At 60.0% G+C, this 13,239-nt stretch carries 17 protein-coding genes; 10 read left to right on the top strand and 7 right to left on the bottom strand.

What is annotated here, in order from left to right; all coding sequences use genetic code 11:
- Positions 1-27: 27 nt before the first annotated feature.
- The 3 genes from EAH78_RS19475 to EAH78_RS19465 all read left to right on the top strand — a co-directional run bounded on the left by EAH78_RS19475 (position 28) and on the right by EAH78_RS19465 (position 3,100).
- On the top strand, positions 28-909 hold the full coding sequence (locus tag EAH78_RS19475) for an ABC transporter permease subunit (RefSeq protein ID WP_170219144.1): 882 nt from the start codon (positions 28-30) through the stop codon (positions 907-909).
- Positions 906-1,790, top strand: coding sequence for an ABC transporter permease subunit (locus tag EAH78_RS19470; protein ID WP_140668970.1), 885 nt, complete (start codon positions 906-908; stop codon positions 1,788-1,790). The genes EAH78_RS19475 and EAH78_RS19470 overlap by 4 nt, the downstream gene beginning before the upstream one ends.
- 212 nt (positions 1,791-2,002) lie before the next feature.
- On the top strand, positions 2,003-3,100 hold the full coding sequence (locus EAH78_RS19465; protein ID WP_140668969.1) for a polyamine ABC transporter substrate-binding protein: 1,098 nt from the start codon (positions 2,003-2,005) through the stop codon (positions 3,098-3,100).
- 249 nt (positions 3,101-3,349) lie between these two features.
- Here the strand turns inward: EAH78_RS19465 and thpR are convergent, their stop codons facing one another.
- Positions 3,350-3,889: an RNA 2',3'-cyclic phosphodiesterase gene (gene thpR, locus EAH78_RS19460; protein WP_140668968.1), complete on the bottom strand. Its 540-nt coding sequence runs from the start codon at positions 3,887-3,889 to the stop codon at positions 3,350-3,352.
- A 61-nt stretch (positions 3,890-3,950) separates the two neighbouring features.
- Here thpR and EAH78_RS19455 point away from each other — a divergent pair, with 61 nt between their 5' ends.
- Positions 3,951-4,145: a hypothetical protein gene (locus tag EAH78_RS19455; RefSeq protein WP_140668967.1), complete on the top strand. Its 195-nt coding sequence runs from the start codon at positions 3,951-3,953 to the stop codon at positions 4,143-4,145.
- A 14-nt stretch (positions 4,146-4,159) separates the two neighbouring features.
- On the opposite strand, the gene EAH78_RS19450 is transcribed toward EAH78_RS19455, so the two are convergent.
- Positions 4,160-4,513 carry a DUF1428 domain-containing protein gene (locus EAH78_RS19450; RefSeq protein WP_140668966.1) on the bottom strand — a complete coding sequence of 118 codons (354 nt, stop codon included), beginning with the start codon at positions 4,511-4,513 and terminating at the stop codon, positions 4,160-4,162.
- Between the two features lie 2 nt (positions 4,514-4,515).
- Positions 4,516-5,601, bottom strand: coding sequence for a hypothetical protein (locus EAH78_RS19445; protein ID WP_140668965.1), 1,086 nt, complete (start codon positions 5,599-5,601; stop codon positions 4,516-4,518).
- A 425-nt stretch (positions 5,602-6,026) separates the two neighbouring features.
- Between EAH78_RS19445 and EAH78_RS19440 the strand changes: the two genes are divergently transcribed.
- Positions 6,027-6,296 (top strand): hypothetical protein, encoded by a 270-nt coding sequence (locus EAH78_RS19440; RefSeq protein ID WP_140668964.1) that lies wholly within the window; start codon positions 6,027-6,029, stop codon positions 6,294-6,296.
- Here EAH78_RS19440 and EAH78_RS19435 read toward each other — a convergent pair.
- The 3 genes from EAH78_RS19435 to EAH78_RS19425 form a co-directional block, all read right to left on the bottom strand.
- A complete protein-coding gene (locus EAH78_RS19435) occupies positions 6,293-6,931 on the bottom strand; it encodes a glutaminyl-peptide cyclotransferase (RefSeq protein ID WP_140668963.1) in 639 nt (212 codons plus the stop codon). The two genes, EAH78_RS19440 and EAH78_RS19435, sit on opposite strands and share 4 nt — an antisense overlap.
- Before the next feature lie 36 nt (positions 6,932-6,967).
- The gene (locus tag EAH78_RS19430; RefSeq protein ID WP_140668962.1) at positions 6,968-8,179 is read right to left on the bottom strand and encodes a helix-turn-helix domain-containing protein; all 1,212 of its coding nucleotides are present in this window, start codon (positions 8,177-8,179) and stop codon (positions 6,968-6,970) included.
- 213 nt (positions 8,180-8,392) lie between these two features.
- On the bottom strand, positions 8,393-9,223 hold the full coding sequence (locus tag EAH78_RS19425; protein WP_140668961.1) for an AraC family transcriptional regulator: 831 nt from the start codon (positions 9,221-9,223) through the stop codon (positions 8,393-8,395).
- A 135-nt stretch (positions 9,224-9,358) separates the two neighbouring features.
- On the opposite strand from EAH78_RS19425, the gene EAH78_RS19420 reads away from it, so the two are divergent.
- From EAH78_RS19420 to EAH78_RS19410, 3 genes are all read left to right on the top strand, one after another.
- A complete protein-coding gene (locus EAH78_RS19420; protein ID WP_140668960.1) occupies positions 9,359-9,877 on the top strand; it encodes a carboxymuconolactone decarboxylase family protein in 519 nt (172 codons plus the stop codon).
- A gap of 30 nt (positions 9,878-9,907) precedes the next feature.
- Positions 9,908-10,159, top strand: a complete 252-nt coding sequence (grxC, locus tag EAH78_RS19415) for a glutaredoxin 3 (RefSeq protein ID WP_140668959.1) — start codon at positions 9,908-9,910, stop codon at positions 10,157-10,159.
- Positions 10,160-10,273: 114 nt separating this feature from the next.
- The gene (locus EAH78_RS19410; protein WP_140668958.1) at positions 10,274-10,705 is read left to right on the top strand and encodes a nuclear transport factor 2 family protein; all 432 of its coding nucleotides are present in this window, start codon (positions 10,274-10,276) and stop codon (positions 10,703-10,705) included.
- A 63-nt stretch (positions 10,706-10,768) separates the two neighbouring features.
- Here the strand turns inward: EAH78_RS19410 and EAH78_RS19405 are convergent, their stop codons facing one another.
- Entirely contained in the window at positions 10,769-11,971 is a 1,203-nt protein-coding gene (locus EAH78_RS19405) for an NAD(P)/FAD-dependent oxidoreductase (RefSeq protein WP_140668957.1), read from the bottom strand.
- Between the two features lie 247 nt (positions 11,972-12,218).
- On the opposite strand from EAH78_RS19405, the gene EAH78_RS19400 reads away from it, so the two are divergent.
- Complete coding sequence (locus EAH78_RS19400; protein WP_140668956.1) at positions 12,219-12,788, top strand: RrF2 family transcriptional regulator; 570 nt, start codon at positions 12,219-12,221, stop codon at positions 12,786-12,788.
- Between the two features lie 49 nt (positions 12,789-12,837).
- The gene (locus EAH78_RS19395) at positions 12,838-13,239 is read left to right on the top strand and encodes a hypothetical protein (RefSeq protein ID WP_027925262.1); all 402 of its coding nucleotides are present in this window, start codon (positions 12,838-12,840) and stop codon (positions 13,237-13,239) included.

Genomic DNA, 13,239 nt, shown 5'->3' with positions numbered 1-13,239 from the left:
ACACTCAATCAGCAGTTCATGCGGCTGATGCCGAGTGGTCGAAAGCTCGTCATCGGGGTTCCTTTCCTGTGGCTGTGCCTGTTTTTCCTGTTGCCGTTCTTCCTGGTGATGAAGATCAGCTTCTCGGAAGCGGCGTTGGCCATTCCTCCTTATTCGGAGATTTACACCTACGCCGAACAGAAGTTTCAGCTGTTTTTGAACGTCGGCAACTACCTGTTGTTGACTGACGATGAGCTGTACCTCTCGGCCTACCTCGGCTCGTTGAAGGTCGCGTTTTTCAGCACGCTGATGTGCCTGGTGATCGGTTTCCCGATGGCCTACGCCATTACCAAGGCCAACAAGGAAACGCAAAACGTCCTGATGCTGTTGATCATGATGCCGACCTGGACCGCGATCCTGATCCGCGTTTACGCGTGGATGGGCATCCTCAGCAACAACGGTTTGCTCAATGCGTTTTTGATGTGGACCGGGCTGACCGATCACCCGATCGAGATCCTCAACACCAACACCGCGGTGTATATCGGCGTGGTGTATGCGTACCTGCCGTTCATGGTGTTGCCGCTGTACGCCAACCTGGTCAAGCACGACCAGAGCCTGCTGGAAGCGGGGTCGGACCTGGGGTCGAGCAACTTCAACAACTTCTGGAAAATCACCGTGCCGCTGGCCAAGAACGGCATCATCGCCGGTTGCATGCTGGTGTTCATTCCGGTGGTCGGTGAGTTCGTGATTCCGGAACTGCTGGGCGGCCCGGAGACCCTGATGATCGGTCGCGTGCTGTGGCAAGAGTTCTTCAACAACCGCGACTGGCCGGTGGCGTCTGCCCTGGCGGTGGTGATGCTGTTGATCCTGATTGTGCCGATTCTGCTGTTCAACCGCAGCCAGGCCAAAGAGATGGAGGCACGGGGATGAAACGTTTCGGTTTTTCAAAAATGATGCTGGTGTTCGGCCTGTCGTTTATCTACCTGCCGATGCTGATTCTGGTGATCTACTCGTTCAACACCTCGAAACTGGTAACGGTGTGGGGTGGCTGGTCGTTCAAGTGGTACGCCGGCCTGCTCGACAACACGCAACTGATGGGCTCGGTGGTGCGCTCGCTGGAAATCGCCTGCTACACGGCGGTGGCCGCGGTCGCACTCGGTACGCTGGCGGCGTTTGTGCTGACTCGCGTCACGCGCTTCAAGGGTCGCACGCTGTTTGGCGGCTTGGTGACGGCGCCGTTGGTAATGCCGGAAGTAATCACTGGTCTGTCGTTGTTGCTGCTGTTCGTGGCGATGGCGCAGTTGATCGGCTGGCCGCAGGAACGTGGCATCGTCACAATCTGGATCGCCCACACCACGTTCTGTGCGGCGTATGTGGCGGTGGTGGTTTCTGCTCGCTTGCGTGAGCTGGACCTGTCCATCGAAGAAGCGGCCATGGACCTTGGGGCCAAGCCATTCAAGGTGTTTTTCCTGATCACCATTCCGATGATCGCGCCATCGTTGGCGGCCGGCGGCATGATGTCGTTTGCCCTGTCGCTGGATGACCTGGTATTGGCGAGCTTCGTGTCCGGACCGGGCTCGACGACCTTGCCGATGGAAGTGTTCTCGGCGGTGCGTCTGGGCGTGAAGCCTGAGATCAACGCCGTGGCCAGTCTGATTCTGCTCGCCGTTTCGATCGTGACCTTCATGGTCTGGTACTTCAGCCGCCGCGCCGAAGCCACCCGTAAACGTGCGATCCAGGAAGCGATGGACCAGACCGCCAGTGAGTCGTGGCAGCAACCTGGCAAGCAAATGGCTGGAGCAACGGCCTAAGGCCGTTGTTGAGTTAACTGTGGTGAGCGAGCTTGCTCGCGCTTGAGTGCGCAGCACTCACAAAATTGGCAAGGTGCCAGAGTTATTGGGGCCGCTTCGCAGCCCAGCGGGAGCAAGCTCCCTCGCCACAGGTTCTGAGTTAACTGCCACAGGTTCTGTTTTCACTGCATTTAGCTATGTGATTTTGAATAAAAAGAATTGGAGTTGTACCGATGAAAATGTTTGGCAGGACTCTGCTGACACTGTCCTTATTGGGCGCGATGGTTACCGGCGCCCAGGCCAATGACAAGGTACTGCGCGTCTACAACTGGTCGGATTACATCGCGCCGGACACCGTCAAGAAGTTCGAAGACGAGACCGGTATCCGCGTGACCTACGATGTGTTCGACAGCAATGAAACCCTTGAGGCACGCCTGCTCGCAGGCAAATCCGGCTACGACATCGTCGTGCCGTCCAACAGTTTCCTGGCCAAACAGATCAAGGCTGGCGTCTATCAAACGCTGGACAAATCGAAGCTGCCGAACTGGAAAAACCTCAACCCGGTCCTGCTGAAAAATGCTTCCGCCAGCGACCCGGATAACGCTCACGCCTTCCCGTACATGTGGGGCTCGATCGGCATCGGTTTCAACCCGGCCAAGGTCAAGGAAGTGCTCGGCGCCCATGCACCGACCAATTCCTGGGACTTGCTGTTCAAACCGGAAAACGCCGAAAAACTCAAAGCCTGCGGCATCAGCTTCCTCGATTCGCCAACGGAAATGCTCCCGGCCGCCCTGCACTACCTGGGCTACCCGGTGAACTCGCAGGACAAAGGCCAGATCGCCGAAGCTGAAGCGTTGTTCATGAAGATTCGCCCTTCGGTGGCGTACTTCCATTCGTCGAAATACATCTCCGACCTGGCCAACGGCAACATCTGCGTAGCGGTCGGCTATTCCGGCGACGTCTTGCAAGCCAAGGCCCGCGCCCAGGAATCGGGCAATGCGGTGAAGATCGACTACAGCATCCCGAAGGAAGGCGCTGGCAGCTTCTATGACATGGTCGCCATTCCTCGCGACGCGGCAAACGTCGAGAACGCTTACCTGTTCATGAACTTCCTGATGCGCCCGGACATCATTGCCGAGATCACCAACAACATCGGCTACAGCAACGCCAACGCGGCGGCGACGCCGTTGGTGGATGAGGCGATTCGCGATGATCCCGGTTCGTATCCGCCGCAGGAGGTGATGGCGACGTTGTATGCGATTCCGGATATGCCGATCGGGATTCAGCGGGTGATGACCCGGGGCTGGACGCGGGTCAAACTCGGGAAGTAAAAAAATTCATGAACACCACCGATCAAATGTGGGAGCGGGCTTGCTCGCGAAGGGGTCATCACATTCAACATTGATGGTGACTGATCCACCGCTTTCGCGAGCAAGCCCGCTCCCACACTTGATCTGCGGTGTCCTTCAGTTTCCGTTCCCGCAGCGCCTTACCACCGCTGCACGCTCCCTGCAGCAGAACGGCCTCACCTGGCTTCCTCGGTTAAGGTGAGTTTGGGCGCCCTCCTCGGGCGCCTTTTTTTAGGCGGGCACCAGCGGCCATTCGGCCAATGCCCGATAACGCCCCTTATGCGATTCAAACAGTACAAAACGATCCGCCCGCAGGAAAAACTCAGGCGGCGTCGCGGACTCAGGCACTGGCAGCCGATAGTCACGCATCAAGGTCAAATGCGGCCGAAACTCCTTCGCCGTTTCCTCCAGCCCAAACGGCAACATCGCCTGCTCCAACGCATACACCAGCCGCAACAGCTCCGGCGGCGCCTGCTCCGGCGCGAGCACTAACACCCCGGCCCTGCGCCAAACCTCCAGCCGATCAAGCAGCACCCTCAACGCCACACCCGGCACGTAAACCTTGGCGGCGGCCATGCAGATCTCGCCGATCTGCGCCACACCGACCGCGCCCAAAAACAGCAACGTCAGGTGAAAATTATCCGCCGGCACCGGCCGCCCGCTGCGCAGCTCAAGCGCTGCACGCCACTGGGCAATCGCCTTGCGCTGCTCGGGCGGGCAGTTCAGGGCAAAAAACAGCCGTTTGAGCGGTTCATGGGATTCGTCGCTCATGCCTGGCACCTCCTGACATGCACGTTATAGTTGAACCAACCGAAAACAACGGGAGGGGGCCATGCGGCAGATCATCAGCAAAGAGCCATGGTGGGCAATGCCACCGCAACCGGGGCAGGATGAGTCCGAGCTGGAATGGGGCTGGCTGGTTCACTATAGCGAAGGTGAGCCACGTTTCGAGTTCGTCAGGGAGCGGCCGACGGACAACGAGATCCTTAATCGCAAGAGTTGCCGGATCACCCCGAGCGCGGAGTGATCCGGGGATTTTTGTCAGGATTGATGGATGATGTTGAAGCCGCCGAAGATCATGCGCTGACCATCGAACGGCATGGAATTGACGTCCGGTTGCATGCGCGGGTCGGCCATCATTTTCTGCATGCCGGCGTTGCGGGTCGCCTTGTCTGGCCAGATGATCCAGGAAAACACCACGGTTTCGTCTTCCTTGAGTTTCACCGCCATCGGAAACGAAGTCACTTTGCCGTCCGGCACGTCGTCGCCCCAGCATTCAACAATGCTCAAGGCACCGTTCTCCTTGAAAATCGCACTGGTGAGTTCGGCGTGCTGCTTGAATTGTTCGCGCTTGGCGGTTGGTACGGCAATCACACAGCCATCGACATAAGACATGGTCATTCTCCTGCGGGGGGTTGAGGGTCGATCTGCTGGTTAGTCGATTGCGTCGGGCTCCAATCGACGTCACCGCTTGGCGAACCGACCGACGGTGGCGCTGCGCTCGCCGCCAGGTTGCCCTCGATCTGACCCGCCATGTACAACGTCCCCGCCATCACGCCGGTCGTCGGATTCTGCACCAGCTTCAGCCACGCTTTGTCGAACGTGTTGCCCAGGCTGCTGCGAATCAGCGCCTCGCTGTCGGGCCGGTCGGCGGCTTGAATCAGTGCACGAATCCCGGCCACGCCGACGGTGATCAAGCCCCCGGCGAGTTTTCCCGCTGCTGCGGCGACGGCACTGGCAGCCCCGCGCGGGGCCATTTCCGCCTCCATGCGCTGACTGGCGCGCTTGGCCACGGGGGCCATGGCGGTGTCGGTCGAGCCGACGCCTTTGTCGCCGCCGGCCTTGTGGATATGGTCGATAAGCGCCGAATACGCCGGTAACGAATTCAGCGGCGCCGTGTGGACGACCTGATAAAGCGAGGCATTGCGTGCAGATGGAGGCCCGAGGGCGATCGCGGGGATTTTCTGGATGCGGCCGTTGAGCTGAGCCATCGGTATGCCGTGATGCTTAGAAATTTTCTGCAGCTCTTCTTGCAGAATGTCCACGTAGAACGCCGTGGCCAGGCCGAGAATCGCGTCGGGGTCAATCTCGACCGCGACCGGCGCCAGCACGCGTTGCTGGTATTGCTCGAGCAAATACTCTGCCAGACGCTTGGCCGAGGCATCCTGCTCGCCCTTGGCACTGATGGTGTACCAGCTGACTTTCATCGACAGCCATTCCTGGGTCCAGTAACTGCTGAACCAGGGGATGAAGTTTTCTTCGGTCAGTTGGTAGACCCGTGTCCGCCAGTAATCCATGGCGCCACGGGAATAGATACGGGTCTGTTCGGTGGCTGATTGCGACGCCGCGACGATTTCACGATCCACTTGGTGCCAGGTGCTGTCGGGCACCACCACGACCACCTCCACCACCGGCGCGCGCACAGGCGTGGCGCAACCCGCCAATACCACTAACACGGCGACGATCAGCGAACGCAGGTTCAAGATCGCGGTTTCCTACAGTCGCCCTTGGGCAGAATGCCCGGAACTCACAGGCCTATTGGTTTGAGTATAGGAGTCGCCAATTGTTCGCTTGTGATTCGTGGTGCTCTTTAGGCCGCCTTCGCGAGCAAGCCCGCTCCCACATTTGACCGCGTATCCATGACACAACTCGGTTAAATGTGGGAGCGGGCTTGCTCGCGAAGAGGCCCTAAAGAACACCATCATTAATGTTGATATTCACCATCGCGACGAATGCCTTCCGCAATAAAACCGCCTGGAGCACCATCGCCCCATCACAACGCAACGCCCGCATCGGAGGGCCACATCATGTTGATCCATCTCCTGACCTGCCTGGCCCTGACGGCCGTTTCGCTGACCCTGTTTTCCCGTTTCTTCCTGGACATCGGTCAGACCGAGGAGCAACCATCATGATCCACTCCGTCAGCCTTTCCGTGAGCTTCCCGGTGTTCGGCACCAACTACTACGCGCAGGAATTCGTATCGCGCAAGGAGCTGTCGCTGGTGTTTGACGAAAACTTCGAAGCGTTGCTGATGCCGGCAGCCGCGAACCACTTCAACAACGAAGTGGTCGGCCTCAACGATCAGTTCCGCTTTCTCAATGACGTGCTGGTTGAACACTTGCTGGAGATCGAACTGGCCCAAAGTGCGCCCCGTTCGTCACGTCAGTTTACGTTCTAGGAAGCCACGGGCCGGCGCACGGCCCGCACCTTGCCGCTGTTGCCCCCGCCGCAGAAAAACTGCTCGCCACCGTCCGACTCAAGACCTGACACCCCCACCCCAGGCGGCATTTCGACGGCCTCCAGGACCTTGCCGGTGGTCGGGTCAATCCGCCGCAACTCACTCTGATCTTCCTCCCACGTGCCGTGCCACAGATCGCCGTCCACCCAGGTCACGCCGGTGACAAAACGATTGGACTCGATGGTGCGCAGAATGGCCCCGGTGTCGGGGTTGATCTGATGGATCTTGCGCGCCCGGTACTGACCGACCCACAGCGTGCCTTCCGCCCACGTCAGCCCCGAATCGGTGCCGCCGCCGGGCGCCGGAATCGTGGCGAGGATGCGGCCGCTTTGGGGATCGATCTTGTTGATGTGTTCCCCGGCAATCTGGAACAAATGCTCGCCGTCGAAGGCTGTTCCCGCATCGGCGGCGACATCGATCGTTCGTGTTGGTTTGCCACTGTCCGGATTTAGGGCGTTGAGTCTTTCTCCGGAGGCGAACCAGACGTGCTGGCCGTCAAAAGAGACGCCGTGCACGCTGTCGACGCCAGGAAACGGGCCGTATTCACGGATGATTTCAGCGGTTGAACGTTTCATGGTTGCATCCTCTTCACTGGGTGTGTGGAGTGGAGCCTAATCACCCGGCAACAAAGCCGTGAGTAACAAAGTCGTCGCGAATCCCGGCATCGGTGGCGTCATCCAGCGCCGGGCACGGCCACAACCGAACGCCTGTACTTTGCCGGCGACCGCCAGCGAATCAAGCGCTCGTTGCACACTGCGCTGACCGGTGCCCAGCGCCAACGCGAGCGCCGAACTTGACCACGACTCGCCGTCCGCCAGAAACGCCAACAGCGCCGCGTGCTGCTCCTCGACCGGCCGCGCCAGCACCACGACGTCCGGCGACCGCAGTGCAAAGCCGCGTTTTGTCGCGGTGATCCCAGCCAGCGGTCGAAGCGCCGCACGCAGCCGCCCGACTTCGACGCGTAACCGTGCGCGGTGGGATTCGTCGCTGATTTTCAGGCGAAAAGCATGGGCAATGAGCGTTTCGCGGGGGACATCGACCGGCCAGGCTTCGGCCAATGCCCGCACAAGGGTGAACAACACCGGGCGCCTGGCCAGCGACACCGACATCCCGGCGCCGCGCACCGTGTATCGACACGCGTCGACCACCAGCGATGTTGAGGTCAGCAGCGTTTCAACCTCATCCAGCAGCAACGGTCGCGCCTCGCCCCGGCTGATTAACCGGGCAGCGGGGGCGTTCAGGACTTCAGCGACGTTCTCGACTTCGGCGCTCAGCGCCGGGATACCCGCCTCATCCGCAAAACGTTCGGCCCGCGCCAGCGCAGACCGCGCCTTTTTGATTTCCAGCCGGCGCATGGCGATGCCGGCCACTACCAGTTCATGCGCGGCGCGCAGCGCCGGCGGCAAGGGCGCAGGGTCCAGTTGGGCGAGCCGCTCCTCGACCTGATCGAGATGACCGATCAGCAATAAACGCCGGATCTCCAGATACCGCGCATGGGCCGCATTCACCCAATCCCCATGGGATTCCAGCGTTGCCCGCGCTGTGTCGAGGGCTTTTTCCGGCCAGCTCAAATCGCGAGAAGCCAACGCAATTTCAGCCTCGGCGACCACGCAGCGCGCCCGGGCCATCGGTTCTTTTGGACCAAAGGCACGCGCGGCCCGTTTGACCAATGCCTTGGCGCGTTCCAGATCGCCGAGCTGGGCCATGGCGATACCGCGCAATGCCAGCGCCGGCGCATCTTCGCGCAAGGCGACCCGCTTCAACGCCCCGAGGGGATCACCCGCTGCCAATGCACGGGCGGCGGCGGTGATCAGCGAGTCCATGTGAATCGCGCCACGGTGGTCACTCCCATCGGTTGATGTCCGCTGGTTAGTCTATCTCACGATCCTGAAACCCTGTGGCGAGGGAGCTTGCTCCCGCTGGGTCGCGAAGCGGCCCCTCTTCATCCAAAAAAGAAGGGGACTGCTGCGCAGTCCAACGGGAGCAAGCTCCCTCGCCACAAATACAGCGTCGCGCTTAAGTGAACAGCATTACCCTCATCGTGGGCGTTTGCCGGCCTGCGTCCACTCCCGCGGGCTGACCCCGGTTTTTCGGCGAAAGGCCCGGGCCAGTGCCGAGGGACTTTCGTAGCCGACTTCATCGGCGATCAGCGCAATCGACTTGCCTTCGCGCAAACGCTTCTGCGCCAGGCTGATGCGCCAGCTCACCAGATAGTCGACCGGTGTCTGCCCCACCACTTGACGAAAATGCTCGGCAAAACTGGCGCGGGACATGTTCGCCGCCGCTGACAGTTCGGCTACGGTCCAGGCTTTTTCCGGCGCGTCATGCATCAGGCTCATGGCCCGCGCCAGACGCGAATCGGCGAGGCCGGCCATCATGCCAGGCCCCTGATCGCGATCGGTGAGGATGTGCCGCAGCAACTGGATCACCAGCAATTCGAACAGTCGATCCATCATCGCTTCACGGCCACAGTTGCCGCCGAAGGCTTCGTTGAACAGCCAGTCCAGGGTGCCGGCCATCGTCGCAATGCTGTCGAGCTTGAGCAGCAAATAATCCGGCAGCGCAGCCGCCAAAGCATTGCCGGCGCCCCCGTCAAAATCCAGCGATGCGCACACTAACTGAGTGCCCGACGCTTCGCTGGCGAGTAAACGATGACGGTAAGGTCGTGGGAAAAAAATCAGCGTCGGTTCGGTGAGCACTTGCTCGGGCTCATCGGCCAATTTCAGCGTCACTTCGCCCGCCTGCAACAGGTGCAGGTGCCCCGTCGACTGATCGCCATCAAACATAACGGAACCGCAAAAATGCCCGCTGTAAAAGGTCCCGGCACTGACGCCGAAGTGGGTGAGCAAAGTGGACAAGCGATCCATGTAACGGCTCCCGGGTGAACATCTGGACGATCTGTCGCATATCCTCGACGATTTGCACCCAAAAGGCCACTCCCGCCCAATAGCATAGACCCCGTACCCAGCGCACACCGCGCTTGAATCTACGGAGCAGCACCCATGAGCCGCATCACCGCCCTGAGCCTCGAACAAGCGACTGACACCACCCGCCCGCTGCTGGAAGGCGTGCAGAAAAAAATCGGCTTTTTGCCGAATGTCTTCAAAACCCTGGCGCACGCCCCTGCGGTACTCGCGGCCTACCTGCAACAAAGCGCAACGCTGGGCAAAACGTCCCTGAGCGCGACGGAAAAAGAAGCGATCTTTTTGGCCACCTCGCAAGTCAACGGCTGCGATTACTGCCTGGCGGCGCACACGCTGTTTGCCGGCAAAGCCGGGCTGTCTGCGCAAGACATCCTCAGTGCCCGACACGGCCAACTGAATGCCTTCGCCACCCTCGCCCAGCAAATTACCGAAAGCCGTGGCCACCTGAGCCTCGAACAACTCGACGCAGCAAGGGCGGCCGGCATCAACGACGCCAAGATCGTTGAAGTGGTGGGCCACATCGCGGCACAAACGCTGACCAACTACCTCAACAATCTCGCACTCACCGATATCGACTTTCCCGCTATCGATGCGTGAACACGGGCAATAAATTCAGGAGTATCGACAATGAACAACGTGACGATCTACACCACCGACACTTGCCCCTATTGCCGCAACGCCAAAGCGTTATTGGCCAGTAAAGGCATCGCAGCCGAGGAGATAAACGTCCAGTCCAGCCCCGGCAAGTTCGAGGAGATGCTCAGCCGCAGCGGTCGTCGCAGCGTGCCGCAGATTTTCATTGGCGACACCCATGTTGGCGGCTTCGATGACCTGGCCAAACTGGATCGTCAGGGTGGACTGCTGTCGATGCTGGCCTGAAACCCGTTGCCCGCGCACGACCTTGAAGACGGGGCGTGCCGGGTATTCTCTAAACTCTTTATAGGTTGTACGATGACCGATGAGTCACCCTTCCATAACAACAAGGAAACACCTATGAAGAACGTCAAACTGCTGGTCGGTTTTCTCTGCATCTTCAGTGGCTACGTCGCCGCCGCCCCGGCGCCGGGCGAGAAAGAGGTCGCCAGCGCCGTCGACCATCTGACGCAAGCCATGCTGCACAAGAACATTTCCGAACTTAAAGCCTTGACCGCCGAGAACCTGACCTACGGGCATTCCAGCGGTAAGGTTCAGGACAAGAGCGACTTCATCGCCGACATTGAAACCGGCAAAAGCGCGTTCAAAACCCTGGAAATGCAGAACCAGACCATCAACGTCTCCGGCGATGTAGCGCTGGTTCGCAATCATTTCTCGGCCCAGGCGCTCAAGGGCACCGAAGTGATCCCGACCGAAATCGAGAACTTCCAGATCTGGCAGAAGAAGGATGGCAAATGGCTGCTGGTTGGCCGTCAGGCGTTCCATATCTAACCCTCCCTCTATAAAAAAATCCCGCTCAAGGACACTTGAGCGGGATTTTTCAGGACAACGCTATCAAGCCACTGGAATCATCGGATCCGCCGCGGCCAACGCGGCGGCACGATCAGCGGCCGGCGGGTAGATCCACACGGTGTTGATCTGCGTCTTCAAGTTTTTGCCTTCCTGCTTGACCAGTTTGACCTGACGATCCCAACCCTCGGTGTAAACCGCACCCCAGGCGCCCAGGTCCAGGCACGTCACGTACTTGGGTTGGCTGTATGGCGTCGGGTCCACGCCCAGAATCTGCGCCGCCACATTGTTCCCGGCGTGACGCCCCAGCGAGATGGCATGCTGGCAGGTCATCATCGCGAAGTTGCCGATGTCATCGCAGGCTGCGTAAGCCACATCGCCCGTGGCAAAGATGTCGTCCTGGCCAATGACTTTCAGATGACTGTCCACGTGCAGACGGCCTTGGCCATCACGCTCGGCAGGGATTTGCTCGGTCAGCGAGCTGGCGCGCACACCGGTGGTCCAGATCACGGTGTTGGCCTCGATGCGCTGGCCGTCGGCCAGGGTCACACCGTTCGCGTCGACGGCAACCACCGACGATTTCAGGCGCCATTTCACGCCCAACTCCGTGCTCGCCTCGGCAATCGACTGGCTGATTTCGGCGCCCATCGAAGCCCCGACCTTTTCGCCACGGTCGATGATGATCACTTCAATGTCGGCGCCCTCACCGAGGATTGCCCGCAGGCGCGCAGGCATTTCAGTCGCCGTTTCAATCCCGGTGAAACCGCCGCCGGCCACTACCACGGTGTTGCGCGCTTTGCTTTCTGGCTGGTTGGCCAGGGATTTCAAGTGGTTTTCCAGACGCACGGCCTGTTCGATCTGATCCACATCAAAGGCATATTCGGACACGCCTGGGGTAGTCGACTGGGCCAGACGGCTGCCGGTCGCCAGAACGAGTTTGTCGTAGCTGAGGGTCTGGCGGGTGCCTGAAGCATCGGTGTAACCGACACTTTTCTGCTGCACGTCGATGGTCTCTGCAGCACCCTTGATGAACTTCACACCGACCGCATCGAACAGCTCGCCGAGGGGGGCAGCCAGTTGATGAGCATTCGGTTCGTAGAAGCGCGGACGCACACGCAGCTCGGCCTGAGGCGCCAGTACCGTGACCTCTACGCCGTTGTGATCATGCAGGTCGAACAGGCGCGTAGCGCTCAACGCTGTCCACATGCCGCCGAAACCTGCGCCGATGACCAGAATGTGCTGTTTCATGGTTTTAACTCCGAGGATGACCCAAGACTGAACTCGTTGCCGAGCGGACAACGGCGACTATAGTGATCCGAGTTACAGTGTGCAACATCCTTTTTACGATGACTGCCATCATCCACTTCGATACCTCGATAACCCCACCAACTGCTGTTATCTATAAGCAACACAGGGCAGATAGCGATAAGGATGGATTGTTGCTCGCCTAACCCTCGGCTGATAACATTGGCGACTCATTCAGTCGGAGATCCCGATGTCTCTTTACAGTGCGGGCGTTGAATACGGCATTCATTGCCTGATTTTTTTGGTAGGCGATTACGGCGACAGCCGTGAGGCGAGCGTGCGCGACCTCGCCGAGCTGCAAGGCGTGCCGCTGGACTACCTGGCCAAGATCTTCACCCGCCTGGCCAAGGCCAAACTGGTGGTGGCCACCGAAGGCGTGCGCGGCGGGTTCAAACTGGCGTGGCCGGCGGACGAAATCAGCGTGCTGGATATCGTCAACGCCATCGATGGCCAGAAACTGATCTTCGATTGCCGCGAGATTCGCGGGCGTTGCGCCTTGTTTGACGGCGCCCCACCGCCGTGGGCCCTCGACGGTCCTTGTGCGGTGCACGCGGTGATGATGACCGCGCAAAAACGCATGGAAGAAGCGCTCGCCCAGCAGACCATTCTCGACCTGGCCAGACGAGTCGGGCGCAAAGCCCCGGCCGAATTCGGTGAGAAATTGAACACCTGGATGAGTGATCGAAGGGAAAAGAAAACCGCCAGCAGTGTGGCTGTTGAGGACGGGCAGATCATCCCGACGACCGATCTCTCGGACTGACGATTCAGCTATGGGCAAAGCGGATTGGAGCGCTCTATGATTAGGGCCCATGACGACCCCTGTTTCGATCCGCTCACCCTGCCCGCCCGGCGCCTGCACCTGCGGGCGTGACCCGCTGCTGGAAACACCGGGCGCGGACGTGCGCATCCTGTTTCTGACCCGCCCCGAAGAAAAACGCCTGCTCGACCGCCTGGAAAACCTCCAGAGCCTGGCCGACCTCGAACGCCTGCAACAGCGGATGTTCGAGCAACTGGGCATCCGTGTCGAGATCGCCCCCGGTTTCAACGAGGTGAGGACCATGCGCGGTATCGGCATCACCCTCGGCGAGCAGCCTGGGCTGTGCCGCAAGACCCGCCAATCGATCCCGGCCGCCATCCGCCGTGGCCTTGAGAAGCGTCCGGAGATCGCCTACGACATTCTCAACGCCAACGACTTGTTGCGGGATGCTTGA

The organism is Pseudomonas arsenicoxydans, from assembly GCF_006438915.1.
Lineage (GTDB): Bacteria > Pseudomonadota > Gammaproteobacteria > Pseudomonadales > Pseudomonadaceae > Aquipseudomonas > Aquipseudomonas arsenicoxydans_A.
The sequence above is the reverse complement of the archived record's forward strand: the minus strand, read 5'-3'. Positions and strand labels throughout refer to the sequence as shown.